Annotated in this window: 21 protein-coding genes; 17 read left to right on the forward strand and 4 right to left on the reverse strand. The window is 66.4% G+C overall.

Going from position 1 to position 19425, the window contains the following annotated elements:
- Nucleotides 1–32 precede the first annotated feature (32 nt).
- The 9 genes from thrS to pdxT all read left to right on the forward strand — a co-directional run bounded on the left by thrS (nucleotide 33) and on the right by pdxT (nucleotide 8951).
- Nucleotides 33–2087: a threonine--tRNA ligase gene (gene thrS, locus G6N42_RS05115; RefSeq protein WP_163726948.1), complete on the forward strand. Its 2055-nt coding sequence runs from the start codon at nucleotides 33–35 to the stop codon at nucleotides 2085–2087.
- Complete coding sequence (locus G6N42_RS05120) at nucleotides 2084–2662, forward strand: ATP adenylyltransferase (RefSeq protein ID WP_163726951.1); 579 nt, start codon at nucleotides 2084–2086, stop codon at nucleotides 2660–2662. The genes thrS and G6N42_RS05120 overlap by 4 nt, the downstream gene beginning before the upstream one ends.
- The gene (gene pgsA, locus G6N42_RS05125) at nucleotides 2662–3363 is read left to right on the forward strand and encodes a phosphatidylinositol phosphate synthase (RefSeq protein WP_163726954.1); all 702 of its coding nucleotides are present in this window, start codon (nucleotides 2662–2664) and stop codon (nucleotides 3361–3363) included. The genes G6N42_RS05120 and pgsA overlap by 1 nt, the downstream gene beginning before the upstream one ends.
- Entirely contained in the window at nucleotides 3360–4292 is a 933-nt protein-coding gene (locus G6N42_RS05130) for a phosphatidylinositol mannoside acyltransferase (protein ID WP_163726956.1), read from the forward strand. Before pgsA ends, G6N42_RS05130 begins: the two co-directional genes overlap by 4 nt.
- On the forward strand, nucleotides 4292–5485 hold the full coding sequence (locus G6N42_RS05135) for a glycosyltransferase family 4 protein (RefSeq protein ID WP_163726959.1): 1194 nt from the start codon (nucleotides 4292–4294) through the stop codon (nucleotides 5483–5485). The genes G6N42_RS05130 and G6N42_RS05135 overlap by 1 nt, the downstream gene beginning before the upstream one ends.
- The gene (locus G6N42_RS05140) at nucleotides 5482–6513 is read left to right on the forward strand and encodes an NUDIX hydrolase (protein ID WP_163726962.1); all 1032 of its coding nucleotides are present in this window, start codon (nucleotides 5482–5484) and stop codon (nucleotides 6511–6513) included. Before G6N42_RS05135 ends, G6N42_RS05140 begins: the two co-directional genes overlap by 4 nt.
- 67 nt (nucleotides 6514–6580) lie before the next feature.
- Nucleotides 6581–7489 (forward strand): pyridoxal 5'-phosphate synthase lyase subunit PdxS, encoded by a 909-nt coding sequence (gene pdxS / locus G6N42_RS05145; RefSeq protein ID WP_163726966.1) that lies wholly within the window; start codon nucleotides 6581–6583, stop codon nucleotides 7487–7489.
- 44 nt (nucleotides 7490–7533) lie between these two features.
- Nucleotides 7534–8370 carry an acyl-CoA thioesterase II gene (gene tesB / locus G6N42_RS05150; RefSeq protein WP_163685815.1) on the forward strand — a complete coding sequence of 279 codons (837 nt, stop codon included), beginning with the start codon at nucleotides 7534–7536 and terminating at the stop codon, nucleotides 8368–8370.
- Nucleotides 8367–8951, forward strand: a complete 585-nt coding sequence (gene pdxT / locus G6N42_RS05155) for a pyridoxal 5'-phosphate synthase glutaminase subunit PdxT (RefSeq protein WP_163726969.1) — start codon at nucleotides 8367–8369, stop codon at nucleotides 8949–8951. The genes tesB and pdxT overlap by 4 nt, the downstream gene beginning before the upstream one ends.
- A 51-nt stretch (nucleotides 8952–9002) precedes the next feature.
- On the opposite strand, the gene G6N42_RS05160 is transcribed toward pdxT, so the two are convergent.
- Nucleotides 9003–10214 carry an acyl-CoA dehydrogenase family protein gene (locus G6N42_RS05160; protein ID WP_163726972.1) on the reverse strand — a complete coding sequence of 404 codons (1212 nt, stop codon included), beginning with the start codon at nucleotides 10212–10214 and terminating at the stop codon, nucleotides 9003–9005.
- A 59-nt stretch (nucleotides 10215–10273) separates the two neighbouring features.
- Nucleotides 10274–11992, reverse strand: a complete 1719-nt coding sequence (locus G6N42_RS05165) for a CocE/NonD family hydrolase (protein WP_163726975.1) — start codon at nucleotides 11990–11992, stop codon at nucleotides 10274–10276.
- Nucleotides 11993–12054: 62 nt separating this feature from the next.
- Here G6N42_RS05165 and G6N42_RS05170 point away from each other — a divergent pair, with 62 nt between their 5' ends.
- The 3 genes from G6N42_RS05170 to G6N42_RS05180 all read left to right on the forward strand — a co-directional run bounded on the left by G6N42_RS05170 (nucleotide 12055) and on the right by G6N42_RS05180 (nucleotide 13914).
- Nucleotides 12055–12651, forward strand: a complete 597-nt coding sequence (locus tag G6N42_RS05170) for a TetR/AcrR family transcriptional regulator (protein ID WP_232076081.1) — start codon at nucleotides 12055–12057, stop codon at nucleotides 12649–12651.
- Nucleotides 12652–12653: 2 nt separating this feature from the next.
- Nucleotides 12654–13085 (forward strand): hypothetical protein, encoded by a 432-nt coding sequence (locus tag G6N42_RS05175; RefSeq protein WP_232076481.1) that lies wholly within the window; start codon nucleotides 12654–12656, stop codon nucleotides 13083–13085.
- 70 nt (nucleotides 13086–13155) lie between these two features.
- Nucleotides 13156–13914 carry a YebC/PmpR family DNA-binding transcriptional regulator gene (locus G6N42_RS05180; protein ID WP_163685809.1) on the forward strand — a complete coding sequence of 253 codons (759 nt, stop codon included), beginning with the start codon at nucleotides 13156–13158 and terminating at the stop codon, nucleotides 13912–13914.
- Between the two features lie 5 nt (nucleotides 13915–13919).
- Here the strand turns inward: G6N42_RS05180 and G6N42_RS05185 are convergent, their stop codons facing one another.
- Nucleotides 13920–14747 carry an alpha/beta fold hydrolase gene (locus G6N42_RS05185; protein WP_163726980.1) on the reverse strand — a complete coding sequence of 276 codons (828 nt, stop codon included), beginning with the start codon at nucleotides 14745–14747 and terminating at the stop codon, nucleotides 13920–13922.
- Between the two features lie 66 nt (nucleotides 14748–14813).
- Between G6N42_RS05185 and G6N42_RS05190 the strand changes: the two genes are divergently transcribed.
- A complete protein-coding gene (locus tag G6N42_RS05190) occupies nucleotides 14814–15437 on the forward strand; it encodes a TetR/AcrR family transcriptional regulator (protein WP_163726983.1) in 624 nt (207 codons plus the stop codon).
- On the opposite strand, the gene G6N42_RS05195 is transcribed toward G6N42_RS05190, so the two are convergent.
- Complete coding sequence (locus tag G6N42_RS05195; protein ID WP_163726985.1) at nucleotides 15395–16618, reverse strand: mechanosensitive ion channel family protein; 1224 nt, start codon at nucleotides 16616–16618, stop codon at nucleotides 15395–15397. The genes G6N42_RS05190 and G6N42_RS05195 overlap by 43 nt on opposite strands.
- 140 nt (nucleotides 16619–16758) lie before the next feature.
- Here G6N42_RS05195 and G6N42_RS05200 point away from each other — a divergent pair, with 140 nt between their 5' ends.
- The 4 genes from G6N42_RS05200 to ruvB all read left to right on the forward strand — a co-directional run bounded on the left by G6N42_RS05200 (nucleotide 16759) and on the right by ruvB (nucleotide 19416).
- Nucleotides 16759–17067, forward strand: a complete 309-nt coding sequence (locus tag G6N42_RS05200) for a hypothetical protein (protein ID WP_163726988.1) — start codon at nucleotides 16759–16761, stop codon at nucleotides 17065–17067.
- Between the two features lie 131 nt (nucleotides 17068–17198).
- Nucleotides 17199–17765, forward strand: a complete 567-nt coding sequence (ruvC, locus tag G6N42_RS05205) for a crossover junction endodeoxyribonuclease RuvC (protein WP_163726990.1) — start codon at nucleotides 17199–17201, stop codon at nucleotides 17763–17765.
- The gene (gene ruvA / locus G6N42_RS05210; RefSeq protein ID WP_163726993.1) at nucleotides 17762–18349 is read left to right on the forward strand and encodes a Holliday junction branch migration protein RuvA; all 588 of its coding nucleotides are present in this window, start codon (nucleotides 17762–17764) and stop codon (nucleotides 18347–18349) included. The genes ruvC and ruvA overlap by 4 nt, the downstream gene beginning before the upstream one ends.
- Entirely contained in the window at nucleotides 18346–19416 is a 1071-nt protein-coding gene (ruvB, locus tag G6N42_RS05215; protein WP_163726996.1) for a Holliday junction branch migration DNA helicase RuvB, read from the forward strand. Before ruvA ends, ruvB begins: the two co-directional genes overlap by 4 nt.
- The last annotated feature ends 9 nt before the right edge of the window (nucleotides 19417–19425 follow it).

Raw genomic sequence — 19425 nt, forward strand, 5'->3', positions numbered from 1 at the left:
GACCACAGCCCCGACCAATTGGAGACATCCCGATGAGCGCCGCCGTCAGCCCCGCCCTAGCAGCCCCTATCCGGGTCGCTGCCGGGACCACCGCGGGTGCCGCTGTGCGAGACGCGGGCCTGCCGGGTCGGGGTGATCCAGCCGCCGTGGTCGTGGTGCGCGACCCCGACGGGCGGTTGCGCGACCTGTCGTGGGCTCCCGACGTCGACGTCGACGTCATCCCGGTCGCCGCCGATACCGACGACGGCCGCAGCGTCATCCGCCACTCCGCCGCCCACGTGCTGGCCCAGGCTGTGCAGGAGATCTTCCCCGAGGCCAAGCTCGGCATCGGTCCCCCCGTCACCGACGGCTTCTACTACGACTTCGACGTCCCACGCGCATTCACCCCCGAGGATCTCGAATCGCTGGAAAAGCGGATGCGCCAGATCGTCAAGGAAGGGCAGCTCTTCTCACGCCGGGTCTACGAGTCCAAAGAGCAAGCGCGCCAGGAACTTGCGAACGAGCCGTACAAGCTCGAGCTCATCGAGGACAAGTCCGGTGACCCCGACGTGATGGAGGTCGGAGGCGACGAGCTGACCGCGTACGACAATCTCAATCCCCGTACCCGCGAACGGGAGTGGGGTGATCTGTGCCGCGGCCCGCACATTCCGACGACGCGTTACATTCCGGCGTTCAAGCTCACCCGCAGCTCGGCGGCCTACTGGCGGGGAAACCAGAACAACGCCAGCCTGCAACGCATCTACGGAACGGCGTGGGAGTCGCAGGAAGCCCTTGACCGCCACCTGGAGTTCATCGAGGAGGCGCAGCGCCGCGACCACCGCAAGCTCGGTGTGGAGTTGGACCTGTTCAGCTTCCCCGACGAAATCGGTTCGGGGCTGGCGGTTTTCCACCCCAAGGGCGGCATCATCCGCCGAGAGCTCGAGGAATACTCACGCCGCAAGCACATCGAGGCAGGCTACGAATTCGTCAACACCCCGCATATCACCAAGGAACAGCTCTACATCACCTCGGGGCACCTCGAGTGGTACGCCGACGGCATGTATCCCCCAATGCACATGGACGCCGAGTTCGACGAGGACGGCACGCTGCGCAAGCCGGGGCAGGACTACTACCTCAAGCCGATGAACTGCCCTATGCACCACCTGATCTTCCGGTCACGCGGACGGTCGTATCGGGAACTTCCGTTGCGGCTCTTCGAATTCGGCTCGGTGTACCGCTACGAGAAGTCCGGTGTGGTGCACGGCCTGACCCGGGTGCGTGGCATGACTCAGGACGACGCGCACATCTACACCACCCGTGAGCAGATGCGTGACGAGCTGGCGTCGCTGCTTCGGTTCGTGCTCGACCTGCTCGCCGACTACGGACTGAATGACTTCTATCTGGAGCTCTCGACGAAGGACCCGGAGAAGTACGTCGGCTCCGACGAGGACTGGGACGAGGCCACCGAGACGCTGCGTGAGGTCGCCGAGGCCTCCGGTCTGCACCTGGTGCCCGACCCCGGTGGGGCCGCGTTCTACGGACCCAAGATCTCCGTCCAGGTCAAGGACGCGCTGGGCAGAAGCTGGCAGATGTCGACCATCCAGCTCGACTTCACCATGCCCGACCGCTTCGAGCTGGAATACACCGCGGCAGACGGCACCCGCAAGCGTCCGGTGCTCATTCACCGTGCGTTGTTCGGCTCGATCGAGCGGTTCTTCGGTGTCCTCACCGAGCATTACGCCGGCGCTTTCCCGGCGTGGCTGGCCCCCGTGCAGGTGGTCGGCATCCCCGTCGCCGACGATCACATCCCGTACCTCAATGGCCTTGCGAATCAGCTGAAGATGGCCGGTATCAGGGCCGAGGTCGACGCCAGTGACGACCGGATGGCCAAGAAGATCGTGAACCACACCAATCAGAAGGTGCCGTTCATGCTCGTGGCCGGTGACCGTGACATCGAAGCCAACGCGGTCAGCTTCCGCTTCGGTGACCGTACGCAGATCAACGGTGTGCCACGCGACGAGGCGGTGGCGGCCATCGCCAAGTGGATCGAAAGCCGGGAAAACGCCGCTCCGACAGCCGAACTGGTCAAGGTGGGCGCTCAGCCGTGACACGTGACGAGCGTCAGCACGAAGAGCGGGACGACGAGCACAGAATCGTCGACCACGGCGTCGGCGAGCCTGATCACCTGCAACGGCTGTGGACCCCGCACAGGATGAGCTACATCGCCGAGTCCCCGTTTCGGCGCAACAGTTCCGATCCGTCGGCGCCGTTCACCGACATCCCGAAGATGGCCGACGAGGACGGGTTGATGGTGGCGCGCGGCGAGCTTGTCTACGTGGTACTGAACCTGTACCCGTACAACCCGGGACATCTCATGGTCGTCCCGTACCGCCGGGTATCCGAGCTCGAGGACCTCACCGACGCGGAGAGCGCGGAACTGATGGCGTTCACCCAGAAGGCGATCCGTGTCATCAAGAGTGTGTCCAACCCGATGGGCTTCAACGTCGGACTGAACCTCGGCAAGGTCTCGGGCGGGTCGCTGGCCGAGCATCTGCACATGCACGTGGTGCCGCGTTGGATCGGCGACGCGAACTTCATCACCATCATCGGCGGCGCGAAGGTGGTCCCTCAGCTGCTGAGCGAAACGCGTGAACTGCTGGCGACGGAGTGGGCGAAGCAGTAATGAGCAATCTGTACCTGATGACGCGTGCGGCATACGAGAAGCTCTCTCGGCCGCTTGCCAAGGTCGCGCTGCGCGCCGGGCTCACCCCCGACAGCATCACCATCCTCGGCACCGCGGGCACGGTGTTGGGCGCACTCACCCTGTTCCCGATCGGCCAGCTGTGGTGGGGCGCTTTCACCGTCTGGATCTTCGTACTCGCCGACATGCTCGACGGTGCCATGGCGCGTCAGCGGGGCGGCGGGACGCGTTTCGGCGCGGTCCTCGACGCCACCTGTGACCGGATCGGCGACGGTGCGATCTTCTGTGGCCTGTTGTGGTGGGTGGCGTTCGGTATGCAGAGCACGTCCCTCGTCGTGGCCACGTTGATCTGTCTCGTTACCTCGCAGGTGATCTCGTACATCAAGGCGCGCGCCGAGGCCAGCGGGTTGTCCGCCGAAGGCGGCATGATCGAGCGGCCAGAACGCCTGATCATCGTGCTGCTGGGTGCCGGGCTCTCAGGCCTGTTCGGCATTCCCTGGCTGTTGCATGTCGCGATGTGGGTGCTCGCGGTGCTGAGCCTCGTCACCCTGGGTCAGCGCGTGCACAGCGTGCGCACGTCACCTGGAGCGATGGACCGGCTGCCGCAGCCCGACAGCGCTACCGGTGAAGAACCGGAGACGTCGGGACACCAGCCGACCGGTGGACCCGGGGATGAGTCATGACGGCGCCCCTGTGGGAGCTGGGCAACTCGCTGAGCGGCAGGTTCGCCGACTGGGGATATGCTGCTGGCTGGCGGGTCGTTCGTGCGATGCCGGAAGTGTTGGCGCGCAACGCCTTCGGTGCCGGCGCGTACTACGCCGCACGTGGCGGTGGACCTGAACAACTACGCAAAAACCTCGCCCGCGTGATCGGTGTAGCGCCCGAGCGTGTGCCCGACGGGCTCATGCACGCGTCACTTGCTTCCTATGCCCGGTACTGGCGCGAGGCATTCCGGCTGCCCACGATGGACCTGGCGGCGGTCGCCCGCCGGCTCGACGAAGTGAGCCTCGGAACGCACCGGCCTCAAGCCGCGTTGGACGCGGGCCGCGGCGGGATCCTGGCGCTGCCGCACAGCGGCAACTGGGACATGGCGGGCGTCTGGCTCGTCCAGAAACACGGCACCTTCTCCACGGTCGCCGAGCGGCTGAAGCCCGAATCGTTGTACCGTCGCTTCATCGAGTACCGAGAAAGCCTTGGCTTCGAGGTGTTTCCGGCGTCCGGCGGCGAGCGCCCACCGTTCGAGTTGCTTGCCGAGCGGCTGCGCGAGAACAAGCTCGTCTGCCTGATGTCCGACCGCGACCTCACCCGGTCCGGAGTCGAGGTCGACTTCTTCGGCGAAGCCACCCGCCTGCCCGCCGGACCGGCCAAATTGGCGATCACCACCGGCGCCCACCTGATTCCGGCGCACGTCTATTACGACGGCGACGACTGCGTCATCGACCTCCAGGAGCCGCTCGACACCAGCTCGAACGACGTCACCGCCGTCACCCAGGCGTTGGCGAATCGGTTCGAGCACAACATCGCCGCGCATCCGGCCGACTGGCACATGATGCAGCCGCAGTGGCTGGCCGACCTCTCCGACGAGCGGCGCGCCAAACTCGAGGCGATCTGATGCGCATCGGCATGGTCTGCCCCTACTCGTTCGACGTGCCGGGCGGCGTGCAGTCGCATGTGTTGCAGCTAGCCGAGGTGATGCACGACCGCGGCCACGTGGTCAGCGTGCTGGCACCGACGTCGTCTCGAGCACAAGGTTCGCTGCCCGACTACGTGGTGTCGGGCGGTAAGGCGGTGCCGATCCCGTACAACGGATCGGTGGCGCGGCTGCGTTTCGGCCCGGCGACCCACCGCATGGTCAAGAAGTGGCTCGCGCAGGGCGAATTCGACGTGTTGCATCTGCACGAGCCCAATGCGCCGAGTCTTTCGATGCTGGCACTGAACATCGCCGAAGGTCCTATCGTCGCCACCTTTCACACCTCGACCACGAAGTCGTTGACGCTCAGTGTGTTCGAGCCGTTTCTGCGGCCGATGCACGAGAAGATCGTCGGCCGCATCGCGGTGTCGGACCTGGCGCGACGCTGGCAGATGGAGTCGCTCGGCAGCGATGCCGTCGAGATACCGAACGGGCTGGACGTCGATTCGTTCGCGTCGGCGCCGGCGATGGACGGCTACCCGCGCGCAGGCAAGTCAGTCCTGTTCCTGGGGCGGTTTGACGAGCCCCGTAAGGGCATGGCCGTGCTGCTGCGGGCCTTGCCGCGCCTCGTCGAGCGGTTCGGCGACATCGAGATCCTGATCGTCGGCCGCGGCGAAGAGGAGGAGCTGCGTCGCTCGGCAGGCAAACTCGCGAAGCATCTGCGGTTCCTGGGCCAGGTCGACGACGCCGCGAAGGCCTCGGCGCTTCGCAGTGCGGACGTGTACTGCGCGCCCAACACGGGGGGAGAGAGCTTCGGCATCGTGCTCGTCGAGGCGATGGCCGCGGGTACTGCCGTGGTGGCCAGCGACCTCGACGCGTTCCGCCGCGTGTTGGTGGACGGGACCGCGGGCCGGCTGGTGCCGGTCGACGACCCGGCCGAATTGGCGGCAGGACTGATCGAGGTACTGGAGGACGACGACGTCCGGGCGCGTTACGTCCAGACGGCTGCCGAGGTGGTACGCCGCTATGACTGGTCGGTTGTGGCGCGACAGATCATGCGTGTCTACGAGACCGTCGCCGGGGCGGGAGCGAAGGTTCGGGTGGCGGGAACGGCGAGCGCTGCGGCGGGCACCGGGCTCGCGAGTACCAGGGGAAAGGCCAGGGGTTTTAGGTGATCACTTGGATCCTCGTGATCGCGCTGGCGCTGCTTCTCGTGGTGCTGCTGTTGGTGGGCGCCTGGGCCTTTCAAACCGCCAACCGGCTGGACCGGTTGCACGTGCGCTCCGACCTCTCCTGGCAGGCCCTGGACGGCGCGCTGGCGCGGCGGGCCGTGGTGGCTCGTGCGGTGGCTGTCGACGCCTACGGGGGCGCGCCGGCGGGCAAGCGACTGGCAGCGCTGGCCGACGCGGCCGAGCGTGCCCCACGGCAGCGGCGTGAGGCGGCCGAGAACGAGCTGTCCGCGGCGTTGGCGATGGTCGAGCCGTCGTCGCTCCCGCACGCGCTGGTCGCCGAGCTGGCCGACGCCGAGGCGCGGGTCCTGTTGGCTCGTCGATTTCACAACGACGCTGTCCGCGATACCCTCGCTCTGCGTGAGCGCCCCGCGGTCAGGCTGCTGCGGCTCGGTGGAACCGCGCCGCTACCAACCTATTTCGAGATCGCCGAGCGTGCGACGGCATCCGATGAGATGGTGCCCGCGCCCGACCAGCGAGTGTCAGCGCGCGTCGTCCTGCTCGACCGCGACGGGGCGGTATTGCTGTTTCGCGGATCCGATCCCGCCGTCGCCGACGCACCGATCTGGTGGTTCACGGTCGGCGGCGCCGTCGAGCCGGGGGAGGCGCTCGCCGACGCCGCCGCGCGGGAGATCGCCGAAGAGACCGGCCTGCGGGTCAGCTCCGCCGATCTGATCGGGCCGGTGTGGCGCCGGGGCGCGGTCTTCGAGTTCAACGGCGTGCTCATCCGCAGCGAGGAGAAGTTCTTCGTCTACCGGACCGACCGTTTCGAACCGTCGACAACCGGTCACAACGACCTCGAGCGGCGCACGATTCATGGTCACCGGTGGTGCGATGAGACAATGATTGCCGAGCTGGTCGCCAAGGGCGAGACCGTATATCCGTTGCAGTTGGGTGAGCTCCTCGGCGAAGCGACGAACTTGGCCGATCACCCGGTTGAAATGGCGCGGAGGCAGTTGCAATCGATCCGTTGATCTGCGGATTCTTTTGTATTTGCGGCCCTCATTAGACTGGATCAGTAGCGATTCGGAGGAGATAGCAGTGGATACCGCACCTAACGGGTCGGTGACCCAAACCGGAACCGCCCGGGTCAAGCGCGGGATGGCGGAGATGCTCAAGGGCGGCGTCATCATGGACGTGGTCACCCCCGAGCAGGCCCGCATCGCCGAGGGAGCCGGCGCGGTCGCCGTCATGGCGCTCGAGCGGGTGCCCGCTGACATCCGGGCCCAGGGCGGGGTCGCGCGGATGAGCGATCCCGATCTGATCGAGGGGATCATCGAAGCGGTGACCATCCCGGTGATGGCCAAGGTGCGTATCGGGCATTTCGTCGAGGCGCAGATCTTGCAGAGCCTGGGTGTCGACTACATCGACGAATCCGAGGTGCTCACTCCCGCCGACTACACCCACCATGTCGACAAGTGGAAGTTCACCGTGCCGTTCGTGTGCGGTGCGACCAACCTGGGGGAGGCGTTGCGCCGCATCACCGAGGGCGCCGCGATGATCCGCTCCAAGGGTGAGGCCGGCACCGGAGATGTGTCCAACGCGACCACCCACATGCGCGCGATCGGCGGTGAGATCCGTCGCCTCACGTCGCTGTCAGAGGACGAGTTGTTCGTGGCGGCAAAGGAATTGCAGGCGCCCTACGATCTTGTCGTCGAGGTGGCGCGGGCAGGCAAGTTGCCGGTCACGCTGTTCACCGCCGGCGGTATCGCGACCCCGGCCGACGCGGCGATGATGATGCAGCTCGGCGCCGAGGGAGTGTTCGTCGGTTCGGGCATCTTCAAGTCCGGGGATCCGGCCGGTCGCGCCGCCGCGATCGTGAAGGCCACCACTTTCTACGACGACCCCGACGTGCTGGCGAAGGTGTCGCGCGGCTTGGGTGAGGCCATGGTCGGTATCAACGTGGAGGATGTCGCGGCCCCGCACCGGCTCGCCGAACGCGGCTGGTAGAAACCATCCGATGAGCCGTTTCCGCGAAGAGCAACGATAACCGCATGTCGATCGAACAGATCCTTGATCTCGAGCAACTCGAGGTCAACATCTATCGCGGCACGATGTGGAGCCCCGAGTCGGGATTCCTGCAGCGCACGTTCGGTGGCCATGTGGCCGGCCAATCGCTGGTGTCCGCCGTCCGCACGGTCAACCCCGAGTTCCAGGTGCATTCGTTGCACGGCTACTTCCTGCGGCCGGGAGATGCGACGGCGCCGACGGTGTACATCGTCGAGCGGTTGCGTGATGGCGGTTCTTTCGTGACGCGTCGCGTCAACGCGATCCAGCACGGCGAGAACATCTTCTCGATGTCGGCGTCGTTCCAGACCGATCAGAGCGGCATCGAGCATCAGGACGCGGTGCCGTCGGCGGCGCCGCCTGACGATCTGCCCGCGCTATCGGACATCAAGGCATTCGACGACGCGGGGTTCAAACAGTTCGCGGAGTGGGACGTGCGAATCGTGCCGCAGGACAAGCTGACCCGCCTACCCGGCAAGGCGTCACAGCAGCAGGTGTGGTTCCGCCACCGCGATCCGCTGCCCGACGACTACGTCTTGCACATCTGCGCGCTGGCCTACATGAGCGACCTCACGCTGCTCGGGTCGGCGCAGGTGCATCACGCCGACGAGCGCGGACATCTGATGGTCGCATCGCTGGATCATGCGATGTGGTTCATGCGTCAGTTCCGCGCTGACGAATGGCTGCTGTACGACCAGTCGTCGCCGTCGGCGTCGGGCGGCCGTTCGCTGTGTCAGGGCAAGATCTTCAACCAGGACGGTGAGATGGTGGCGGCGGTGATGCAGGAGGGTCTCACCCGCTACAAGCGCGACTTCACGCCGTGAGCACCCCGCATGTCGGCGTGCTGGCGCTCCAGGGCGACACACGCGAACATCTTGCTGCGTTGCGTGCCGCGGGTGCCGAGGCCTCGACCGTCCGCCGGTTGCGCGAACTGGAATCCGTTGACGCGCTGGTGATCCCCGGCGGGGAGTCCACCACGATGAGTCATCTGCTTCGGGAGTTCGAGCTGCTCGAACCACTGCGCGCGAGGTTGGCCGACGGTATGCCTGCCTACGGGTCGTGCGCGGGCATGATTTTGCTTGCCACCGAGATCTTGGACGCCGGCACCGCCGGGCGTGACGCAACGCCGTTGAAGGCGATCGATATGACGGTGCGACGCAACGCGTTTGGTCGTCAGGTGGATTCGTTCGAGGGTGATATCGACTTCACGGGTCTCGACGAGCCCGTGCACGCGGTGTTCATTCGGGCGCCGTGGGTCGAGCGCGTCGGCCCGGATGTCGAGGTGTTGGGGCAGGCGGCAGGCCATATCGTCGCGGTGCGTCAGGGCAAGATGCTCGCGACGTCGTTTCACCCGGAGGTGACCGGCGACCGTCGCATCCACAAACTCTTCGTCGGCTTACTGTGAATCGGGCGCGCATAGCAACCGTAGCGGTCGATACGCGCGCCGAATTCGCAATCAGCGGATAGGCAGACCCGTCACTGCGCGACCGATGACCAGCCGCTGAATCTCGCTGGTGCCCTCGAAGATGGTGAAGATCTTGGCGTCGCGATGCATCCGCTCGACCGGATATTCACGCGTATAGCCATTGCCGCCGAGGATCTGGATCGCCTCGTCGGTAACGTAGACGGCGGTTTCGCTCGCGACAAGCTTTGCCATCGAGCCCTCGGCGTTCTCGAACGGTTTGCCGTTACGGGCCATCCAGCCCGCCCGCCACACGAGCAGGCGCGCAGCGTCGATGCGAGCTTTCATGTCGGCCAATTTGAATGCGATGGCCTGGAATTCGCCGATCTTGCGGCCGAACTGCTCACGCTGCAATGCGTAGTCCAGCGCGTACTCATATGCCGCACGGGCCACGCCGACCGCCATCGCGCCGACTGTGGGGCGGGTGCGCTCGAAGGTGGCCATTGCGGCCTGCCCTTTCGAACGCTTGCCCTCGCGGACTTTCGCGATCCGCTCCTCGAATTTCTCTCTGCCACCGATGATCAGGCGGCCGGGGATGCGGACATCGTCCAGCACCACCTCGGCGGTGTGCGATGCCCTGATGCCGTGCTTGAGAAATTTCTGGCCCTGCCGGAATCCGGGGGTGTTGGGCGGGATGATGAACGACGCCTGACCGCGGCTGCCCAGCTCGGGATACACCGACGCGACGACGATATGCACCTCGGCGATGCCGCCGTTGGTCGCCCACGTCTTCGTGCCGTTGAGCACCCATTCGTCGGTTGCCTCGTCGTAGCGTGCGCGCGTCAAGATCGCGCCGACATCCGAGCCGGCGCCCGGCTCCGACGAACAGAAGGAACCGACCTTGGGGTCGTCGACTGTGCCGAACATCTGTGGCAAGAACTCGGCGATCTGCTCGGGCGTCCCGCCGCCGGCCAGCGATGCGGCCGCCAGGCCGGTGCCGAGGATCGACAGTGCGATTCCCGCGTCGCCCCAGAACATCTCCTCGAACGCGACGAGCATGCCAAGGCCGGACGGTTCGCCCGCCTGCTCGGCGAAGAACTCCATCGAGTAAACGCCGACCTTTGCGGCCTCCTGGATGATCGGCCACGGTGTCTCTTCGCGCTCATCCCATTCGGCGGCGGCCGGCCGGATCACGTCGGTGGCAAATTCGTGGACCCAGTCGCGAATGTGGACGAGGTCGGCTGACAGTTCGAGGTCGAACGACATACCTGTATCTTACTCCGGAGTAAGATACAGCGAAAGACGTGTGTGTTCGACCTAACACCTCAGCCCTGGACCGACAGCACCAGCCGAGACGCGGACGACACCGTATTCAAGCTGCTGGTTCCCACACTCGCGTGCCGAAAATTCATGATCACGGGGGTGTTCGGGTCCTGATCGTCACTGGTGAGGGTAAGTCGGATGCGATCCCCGGCAGCGAAGCGGCGGGCGTTGGGCACCAACGGAATCCGATACTCGACCTCTTCGCCGATCGGCACCGGGATGAACCGCCGGCACGGCAGCGCCGGTGCTCCCGGGCGGCTTGCGTCTTCGTCCACGTCGCGCAGGCTCGCCCTGAGCCATCCGGCCGTCACCTCGCTGGTGGTTCCGTCGGCGGCGACGTGCTCGAGCGTCGCTATCCACGCCGTATCGAAGGCGGTGGCCGACGCGACGAGGCGCAGTTCCGCATCGCCGACGACATCGATCGTCGCGGTCAGCGGCGCGCTGGTCCATCTCAGCTGCGAAGGAGGGTCGATGGGGCTGGCCTTCGCCCGGTTGAGGCCCGCGCCGAGGGTGAGGTACTCCCGGCGACCGGGCGTGCCTTCTGCGGTATCGAGCGTCCCGTCGGCGCGCAGCGCGAATTCAGTGAGAGACGTCGCGGCGGGCGGCCATTGGTCGGCGGTGTGCCAGCCTTCGGCGCCGGGCAGCACGTATCGGATCGGCGATCCGTCCATGACGCCGGTGTCGTATCCCTTGAGCCAATGGTCGTACCACGCCAGTGCCTCGTGATGGAGGCTTTCCCATGGCCAGGTGAGGCCGAACGGCCCGAGCAGCGCCATCCGGACATTCGGGTTGTCCGCCAACGCTTCCCATGCGGCGAAGGTCGACGGCAGGTGTAACGGCACGTTCTCCCAGTCGCAACCCAGATATACCGGGATGTCGATGTTCTTCAAGAGCGGTAACAGGTTTCGCGCCTCCCACCAGTCATCGCGCACCGGATGCTTGACGACGGTGTCCAGCCACAGGTCGTCCCACGGATGGGGGCTGTGCGGCAGCTTCAGCAGCGCGCGCATCATCGTCACCGCGGCCTCACCGTTCATGGTCGCGAACTTGCGATGCAGGGGCGGCGCGTTGAGCACCTTGCGCGCCAGGGCGATTGCGGGGTTGCGGCGCCAGAAGCCGTCGCTGCGATCAGATGTCAGACCCATCATCGACAGGAATGGCGTGATGAAGGACGTGCTGACCAGGCCGTGGTGGGCGGCAGCCTCGTACAGATCCGCGGTGACTGCGACGGGGAAGATCGCCTTGAGATGCGGTGGCTTCTCAACGGCCGCTTCGAGTTGGGTCATCGCGAAGTAGCTGATGCCGATCATCCCGACGTTGCCGTCACACCAGGGTTGGGCGGCGGCCCATTCGACGAGGTCGTACATGTCCTGGCGTTCCTGCGGGTCGAAGAATGCAAAGGTGCCCCCGGACCCGCCAGTCCCGCGAACGTTCGCGATCACGTGGACGTATCCGCGCGATACCCAGAAGTCGGTGGCGCCGGCCTCGATGAACCCTGCGGGCGCACCGAAGTCCTGCATCTGACGCGGATAGGGCGACGCGGCGATCAGCGCCGGGTACTTGCCGTCCGCCTTGGGGCGGTGGACGTCGGCCAGCAGGGTCACGCCGTCGCGCATCGGCACCTGGGTGTTGTCGTCGTTGCGGATCTCGAACTGCGGCCGGCTGAGGTTCCGGTAGTCACGCCCGGTGGTCTGCGGCCCGTTGAGGTGGCGCTCGGTCATGAGTTTCACGCTACGTTGAAACTAGTCTCAACGCAACGTGAAACTTTGCTAGGCTGTCGACCGTGCCGAAGAACGCACCGCCCGGACCCCGCGACGAGCGGGGGGTGCTGTCCGCGCGCATCCTCGCGGCCGCCCGAGAGGAATTCGCCCAGCACGGGTGGGCCGGCACGACGATCAGGGCCGTGGCGAGGGCGGCCGACGTCGACCCCGCGCTCGTGTATCACTACTTCGGCTCCAAGGAGGCGCTGCTCGACGCCTCGACCAACCCGCCGCAGCGCTGGTTGGAGAGCGTCGCCAACACGTGGGCCACGCCCGTGGACGAGTTGGGTGCCGCGCTGCTGCGGCTGATGCTGGGTGCGTGGGCCGACGAGGAGATCGGCCCCGTGCTGCGCGCCGTTCTGCTCACCGCCGCCCACGACGAGGCAACGCGCGAGAAGTTGCGCCGAGTCGTCGAGAGCAGCCTCATGGGGGTCTCGCAGCTCGGTGTCGACGAGCGGGATCGCCTGGTGCGCAGCGGTCTGATCTCCTCGCAGATCATGGGGTTGGCGATGATGCGGTTCGTCTGGAAGATCGAACCGGTCGCGTCCATGGCCGACGACGAACTCGTCGCCGCGGTCGCGCCGAATCTGCAGCAATACGTCCAGGGGGACCTCACGTGACGATGGTCGAGCTCGAACCGCAACCACGAATCGACACGATCGTGCGCCTACCTCACGGCGGAGAGGCCAGGCGCACCGAATACGTCGGCACAGCGTGGTTCGACGGCAAGCCGCTCATCAATGGGTTGACCCTGCAACGCTCTCCGCACGCCCCGCGGGGCTTCCGCCGCACCTCGTTCGAGTCAACGTTCTTCGTGCCGGACAGCCTGCCGTATGACCGCGGCGCGCTCGGCGACGCGGTGCTCAGCGCCTCGGTCGTATTGCGCGGCTCCGGGGGCGAATCGAGCGCCATCGTCGATGCCACTGCGGCATTCGCCGACGATCCCTCGGGTTCACCGACCTGGATTCAGCTGGCGCTGCGGGCGAACATCGGCTGGCCGGCAGGCATCGGCTACCGCGTCGTCGCGCTCACCCCTCCCGACGCGGTTCGATAGGGCGCAAACGTCCACGTAGACTCGTCGGTCGAAGCTTGAGCACGACTGTTAGGAAGCGGGTAGTACACGCATGAGCGGCCATTCCAAGTGGGCGACCACAAAGCACAAGAAGGCCGTCATCGACGCACGCCGCGGCAAGAACTTCGCGAAACTGATCAAGAACGTCGAAGTGGCCGCGCGAGTCGGCGGCGGTGACCCTGCCGGGAACCCGACGCTCTACGACGCGATCCAGAAGGCGAAGAAATCGTCGGTCCCGAACGACAACATCGAGCGCGCCCGCAAGCGCGGCGCCGGGGAAGAAGCCGGTGGCGCCGATTACCAGAACATCACCTACGAGGGCTACGGGCCCAACGGTGTCGCGGTGCTGGTCGAGTGCCTCACCGACAACCGCAACCGCGCGGCGGGCGAGGTGCGCGTCGCGATGACCCGCAACGGCGGCAACATGGCCGATCCGGGTTCGGTGGCCTATCTGTTCTCCCGCAAGGGCGTCGTGACCCTGGAGAAGAACGGTCAGACCGAGGATGACGTGCTGACCGCCGTGCTCGAAGCCGGCGCCGAAGAGATCAACGACCTCGATGACAGCTTCGAGATCATCTGCGAACCAACCGATCTCGTCGCCGTCCGTACCGCGCTACAGGAGGCTGGCATCGACTACGAGTCCGCGGAGGCCAGCTTCCAGCCGTCGGTGACGGTGCCGGTCGACCTCGACGGCGCACGCAAGGTGCTCAAGCTCGTCGACGCGCTCGAAGACAGCGACGACGTCCAGGATGTCTTCACCAACATGGACATTCCCGACGACGTCGCGGCTCAACTCGACGACGAGGGATAGTCGCGTCAGCCCTTGAGGAACTCGCCGATTGCCCGGGCGGTTTCCTCGGGCTGATCGAGCATGATCAGTACCTTGGCATCGTCGACGTAACGCAAAGTGCCACCGGTCAATTCGGCCAAGGCCTCAGCGTGCGCGACGGGCATCACACGATTGCGGCTCCACAGCACCAGCACGTCGCCCGAGAAGTCCGCGAGCCGGTTGGTCGCGCGCACGAGCGAGGACTTGTCGAACCTGGTCCGTGCGTACTTGAGCAGGTCGCGGCGAATCCGCACGTCGGCGATTCCCGGATTCGTCCACGCCTCGATGATGTGCTGGGGGATGGGCTTGGCGGCCATCATGCCGAAGAGGAAGAAGCGGCGACGGAGCCAGCCGATGCGCAACTGCTGCATCGCCATCTTGACGGTCCCGGTGGTGCGAGTGCCGACCCAGGTGACCTTGCCGGGGAACCCGGGAGGGAAGTTGTCATACGCCTCTGACGGGCAGATCACGAGTCGGGCGATGCGTTTGTCGCGCCCGACGTCGGTGAGGAACAGCGGACCGCCCCAGTCGGACACCACGAGCGTGACGTCGGTGAGATCCAGTGCGTCGAGGAAATCGGCGGCGACGTCGACCATGCCGGGCATCGTGAGATCGGCATCGTCGCGCATCGGGATGCGGTGCCCGCCGATCGGCAGCACCGGCAGCAGGTAGCGGTAGCCGGCCGGCAGGTGCGGTAGGGCGAGGTCCCACTGTGTGTCGTTCATCAGCAGACCGTGCAACAGCACGACCGGCGGGCCGTCCGGGTCGCCTTCCTCGCGGTATTCGATGGTCCCGGAAGGCAGGAGGATTTCCATCTCTATTCCTCTCATTAGAATCTTGATTCTAGAACGTATGCTCTAGTCTGTCCGCAGGAGGCGTCAATGGCAAGATCCACGCGCGAATCGATCCTCACCGCCGCCGCGGAGCTGATGCGGCACCGCGGGTACGCGGCGGTGGGCATGAAAGACATCGCCCAGGCCTCGGGTGCGCCGATCGGCTCGCTGTACCACCACTTCCGCGGCGGCAAGGTGCAGATCGCGCGTGAAGCGCTGATCAACGCGGGAGCGGCGTACGGGCTACTCATCCCGACGCTCATCGACGAATACAACGACCTCGGCCAGGCGTTCGAGGGCGTCTTTGCCCAGGCCGCGCAGGACATGGCCGCGACAGGGTTCGCGAATATGTGCCCGGTCGCCAGCGTCGCCGCTGAGGTGGCCGACACCGTCGAAGAACTGCGCGAGACCTCAGCCGCGGTGTTCCGGGGCTGGATCGACGGCGGTGCCGCCTACTTTGCCGCCCGCGGTCTGGCGCCACAGTTGGCGCGCGAGGTGACCTTGGCGCTCATCGGCGCATTGGAGGGCGCGTTCGTGTTGGCGCGGACGATGCGCGATACCGCGCCGCTGCTGGCCGCGGGCGCGACGCTGGGCCCGCAATACCGGGGCATCGCCTTGGCCGAGCCGGCTCAGCGGCTGCCGTTGGAGGACCGGGCGAACTCGTCGTCGTAGTCGGCGTGCTCATCGAAAGCCCTGGCGCGTTCCTCGGCTTCGGGGCTGCCCGAGAACATGCCGGACGCCACTCGAGGCGTCGCGCCGTCTTCGTCGCTGCGCTTGCGTGGTTCAGTGGGCGCGGCGGGTTCGATGCGCTGGGTCGGCAGCACCTGCCGATGCTGAACCCAATCCACCATGCCCTCGCGCACATTGCACCGGAGGTCGAACAGCGCGCCGGCGTTCGGGGCGCTGACCACGATTCGTACCCGCACCATGCCGCCCACGGCGTCGGTCACCTGCAGGACGCCACGCCTGCCGTCCCACAACTCACTCTCTGCGAGCAGCCGGTCCAGTTCGGCACGCATGTCGTCGAACGGCACGGAGAAGTCCACGTCGAACTCGACGCTGCCCATGATCTCGGTGTCGCTGCGGGTCCAGTTCTCGAACGGTTCCGTCGTGAAGTACGTCGACGGCAGCACGAGGCGGCGCTCGTCCCAGAGGCGCACCACGACGTAACTCAGGGTGATCTCCTCGACGCGACCCCACCATTGGCCGTTCTCGAGTTGGACGACGTCGCCGACGCGGATGGCGCCGGAGAACGCGATCTGCATACCTGCGAACACCGCGCCGAGAGAGGTTTGCGCCGCCAGACCCGCGACGACGGACAGGACGCCGGCCGACGCGAACACCGTGGTCCCGATATCGGAGAACGCCGGGAACGTCATCAGTACCGCGGCGCCGCCGAAGACCACCACGATGGCGATCGCGAGCCTGCGCAGGACCGTGACCTGCGTGCGAACCCGTCGCCAGCGGCGATCGGCGTCGGAGATCTGCTCACCGCCACCGCCGAATCTGGCGATCATGCGCCGTTCCGCGACCCGGACGAGGCCGGTGAGCAGCCAGGTCACCCCCAGGATCAGCAGGATCACCAGCGAATGGTCGACCATCCTGCGCCAGGAGTCGGCCGGATCCGACGTCCGCTGCACCGAGATGGACGCCGCAGCGACCATCAGCGTGAACCGCACCGGCATCCGCGTGAGTTCGGCGACGTCGCAGAGCATGGCACTACGGCGACCGATGCGGCCCAGCGCCCAGGTCAGCACCACTCCCAACAGGTACGCGGCGACCATGGCGCCTGCGGCCCACGCGAAGGTGACGGCGAGATTTGTTGCGGTTTCCAGTTCGTTCTCGTCGGGCATTGGGTGAGATCAGCTCCACTGAGTCGAGGTCGGGTCTCTTCGCGACGGTAGCGTCGCGCACCGGCGTCGTCACATCGACGCGTCGCGATTTGCCGCGTTGAACGCGCGGAATACCCGGTCCTGCAAGGAAAATAATCGACGTGGCAGTTCTCACAGACCCCAACGGCACCGTCTGGTCGATCAACCGGCGGATGTGGCCGTTTCCGGGCGACGCGCTTGACCTCACGTTCGGCATGTTCGAGGTGCTCATCGGCATCGTGTTCGCGCTGCTGTGGCCCTTCTGGTTGCTGGCCAAGTTCTGCGGTGTGCGGTGGGTGATCACCGTCGAGCGCAACGGCCATCAGGTGGGCCGGGAGCTCGTGCGCGGATGGAACGGGTCCAAGCGCCGCGTCGACGAGATCGCACGCGAGGTCGCTTCCGGCGGCCGTTCAGGGCACATGGTGATCTAGCCGTGCACGACGCCTCGATTCTCCGCTGCGCCGGGCAGTCCACCCGGTGATGGGGGCGTGTCGAGACCCTGAGGTGTCCGCTGCCGACGCTAAGCTCTTCGAACAGGTGTTCACAGGCAAGGAGCTGCCACGTGCGGGTGATGGGTGTCGACCCTGGGTTGACGCGGTGCGGGCTGTCCGTCATCGAGGGCGGCACCGGGCGGCGCGTCATCGCGCTGGACGTCGACGTCGTCCGCACCCCGTCCGACGAGCCGCTGCACCGCCGGTTGCTCACCATCAGCGACACCGTCGAGTACTGGATGGACACCCACCGCCCCGACGTCATCGCGATCGAGCGCGTCTTCGCCAACCAGAACGCGAACACAGCGATGGGCACCGCGCAGGCCGGCGGTGTCATTGCGCTTGCCGCCGCCAGGCGCGACATCGACGTGTATTTCCACACACCCAGCGAGGTGAAGGCCGCCGTCACCGGAAACGGGCGGGCCGATAAGGCGCAGGTCACCACGATGGTCACCAAAATCCTTGCCCTACAGGCGAAGCCGACGCCCGCCGACGCGGCCGACGCGCTGGCATTGGCGATCTGTCATTGCTGGCGGGCTCCGATGATCGCGCGAATGGCCGCGGCCGAGGCCATGGCAGCCGAGCAGCAACGCAAGTACCAGGCCACGATCAAGGCGAAGGCAAAGGCGGCACGATGATTGCATCCGTTCGCGGAGAGGTCCTCGACATAGCTCTCGATCACGTTGTCATCGAGGCTGCGGGTGTCGGATACAAAGTGATGGCGACGCCGACCACGCTGGCGACGCTGCACCGCGGCGACGAAGCCCGGCTCATCACCGCGATGATCGTGCGCGAGGATTCGATGACGCTGTACGGCTTTTCCGACGCCGACGCCCGCAACCTGTTTCTGACGCTGCTCGCGGTGTCCGGTATCGGGCCAAGCATCGCGCTGGGCGCACTGGCGATGTACGACGGACCCACGCTGCGCCGTGCCATCGCCGACGCCGACATCACCGCGCTGACCCGGATCCCGAAGGTCGGCAAGAAGACCGCCGAGCTGATGGCGCTGAGCCTGCGCGACAAGATGGGGGCCAACACACCGTCCGGCGCCCCCGCGATGAACGGACATGCCGTGCGCGGCCCCGTCGTCGAAGCGCTTGTCGGCCTTGGCTTTGCGCTCAAGCAGGCCGAAGAGGCCACCGACAAGGTGCTCGCCAATGACCCGGAAGCCAGCACCACCAGTGCGCTGCGCCTGGCGCTGTCCATGTTGGGTAAGAAGTGAGCGGTCGCTTCGAGGACGCGGAACCCGGCGACACCGCCGACAGGGAGGTGTCGGCCGCCTTGACTGTCGGCGAGGGGGACATCGACGCCAGTCTGCGGCCGCGATCGCTCGGTGAGTTCATCGGTCAGCCCCGCGTCCGCGAGCAGCTGCAGCTGGTTCTCGAGGGCGCGAAGAACCGCGGTGGCACGCCGGATCACATCCTGCTGTCCGGCCCGCCGGGGCTGGGCAAGACCTCGCTGGCGATGATCATCGCCGCCGAGCTCGGAACCTCGCTGCGGGTCACCTCCGGACCCGCGCTGGAACGGGCGGGCGACCTGGCGGCCATGCTGTCGAATCTCGTCGAGCACGACGTGCTGTTCATCGACGAGATACACCGCATCGCCAGGCCCGCCGAGGAAATGCTGTACCTCGCGATGGAGGACTTTCGCGTCGATGTCGTGGTCGGCAAGGGGCCGGGTGCCACCTCCATTCCGCTCGAGGTCGCGCCGTTCACCCTCGTCGGCGCCACGACCCGTTCGGGGGCGCTGACAGGTCCGCTGCGTGACAGGTTCGGCTTCACCGCGCACATGGACTTCTACGAACCGGCGGAACTCGAGAGGGTGCTGACGCGGTCGGCCGGCATCCTCGGTATCGAACTCCAGAGCGACGCGGGTGCCGAAGTCGCGCGGCGCTCGCGCGGGACTCCGCGTATCGCCAACCGGTTGTTGCGACGGGTACGCGACTTCGCCGAAGTACGCGCCGACGGTGTCATCACCCGTGACATCGCGAAGTCCGCGCTGGCGGTGTACGACGTCGACGAGCTGGGGTTGGACCGCCTCGACCGGGCCGTATTGTCCGCACTCACACGTAGTTTCGGTGGTGGCCCCGTCGGGGTGTCGACGCTGGCGGTCGCGGTGGGGGAGGAAGCCACGACGGTCGAGGAGGTGTGCGAGCCGTTCCTGGTGCGTGCCGGCATGATCGCCCGCACGCCGCGCGGGCGCGTCGCCACCGCACAGGCCTGGACCCATCTCGGAATGACACCCCCGGCCGGAGCGACCGGTTTCGGGCAGCCCGGCCTGTTCGAATAGGAGGCAGTG

Origin of the sequence: Mycobacterium gallinarum, assembly GCF_010726765.1 — a bacterium.
Lineage (GTDB): Bacteria > Actinomycetota > Actinomycetes > Mycobacteriales > Mycobacteriaceae > Mycobacterium > Mycobacterium gallinarum.

Bases quoted from the DNA above. Each gene is read 5' to 3' on its own strand.
- thrS (WP_163726948.1), top strand. From the start codon at position 33: ATGAGCGCCGCCGTCAGCCCCGCCCTAGCAGCCCCTATCCGGGTCGCT.
- pgsA (WP_163726954.1), top strand. From the start codon at position 2,662: ATGAGCAATCTGTACCTGATGACGCGTGCGGCATACGAGAAGCTCTCT.
- G6N42_RS05130 (WP_163726956.1), top strand. From the start codon at position 3,360: ATGACGGCGCCCCTGTGGGAGCTGGGCAACTCGCTGAGCGGCAGGTTC.
- G6N42_RS05135 (WP_163726959.1), top strand. From the start codon at position 4,292: ATGCGCATCGGCATGGTCTGCCCCTACTCGTTCGACGTGCCGGGCGGC.
- tesB (WP_163685815.1), top strand. From the start codon at position 7,534: ATGTCGATCGAACAGATCCTTGATCTCGAGCAACTCGAGGTCAACATC.
- G6N42_RS05160 (WP_163726972.1), bottom strand. From the start codon at position 10,214: ATGTCGTTCGACCTCGAACTGTCAGCCGACCTCGTCCACATTCGCGAC.
- G6N42_RS05165 (WP_163726975.1), bottom strand. From the start codon at position 11,992: ATGACCGAGCGCCACCTCAACGGGCCGCAGACCACCGGGCGTGACTAC.
- G6N42_RS05175 (WP_232076481.1), top strand. From the start codon at position 12,654: ATGGTCGAGCTCGAACCGCAACCACGAATCGACACGATCGTGCGCCTA.
- G6N42_RS05180 (WP_163685809.1), top strand. From the start codon at position 13,156: ATGAGCGGCCATTCCAAGTGGGCGACCACAAAGCACAAGAAGGCCGTC.
- G6N42_RS05185 (WP_163726980.1), bottom strand. From the start codon at position 14,747: ATGGAAATCCTCCTGCCTTCCGGGACCATCGAATACCGCGAGGAAGGC.
- G6N42_RS05190 (WP_163726983.1), top strand. From the start codon at position 14,814: ATGGCAAGATCCACGCGCGAATCGATCCTCACCGCCGCCGCGGAGCTG.
- G6N42_RS05195 (WP_163726985.1), bottom strand. From the start codon at position 16,618: ATGCCCGACGAGAACGAACTGGAAACCGCAACAAATCTCGCCGTCACC.
- ruvA (WP_163726993.1), top strand. From the start codon at position 17,762: ATGATTGCATCCGTTCGCGGAGAGGTCCTCGACATAGCTCTCGATCAC.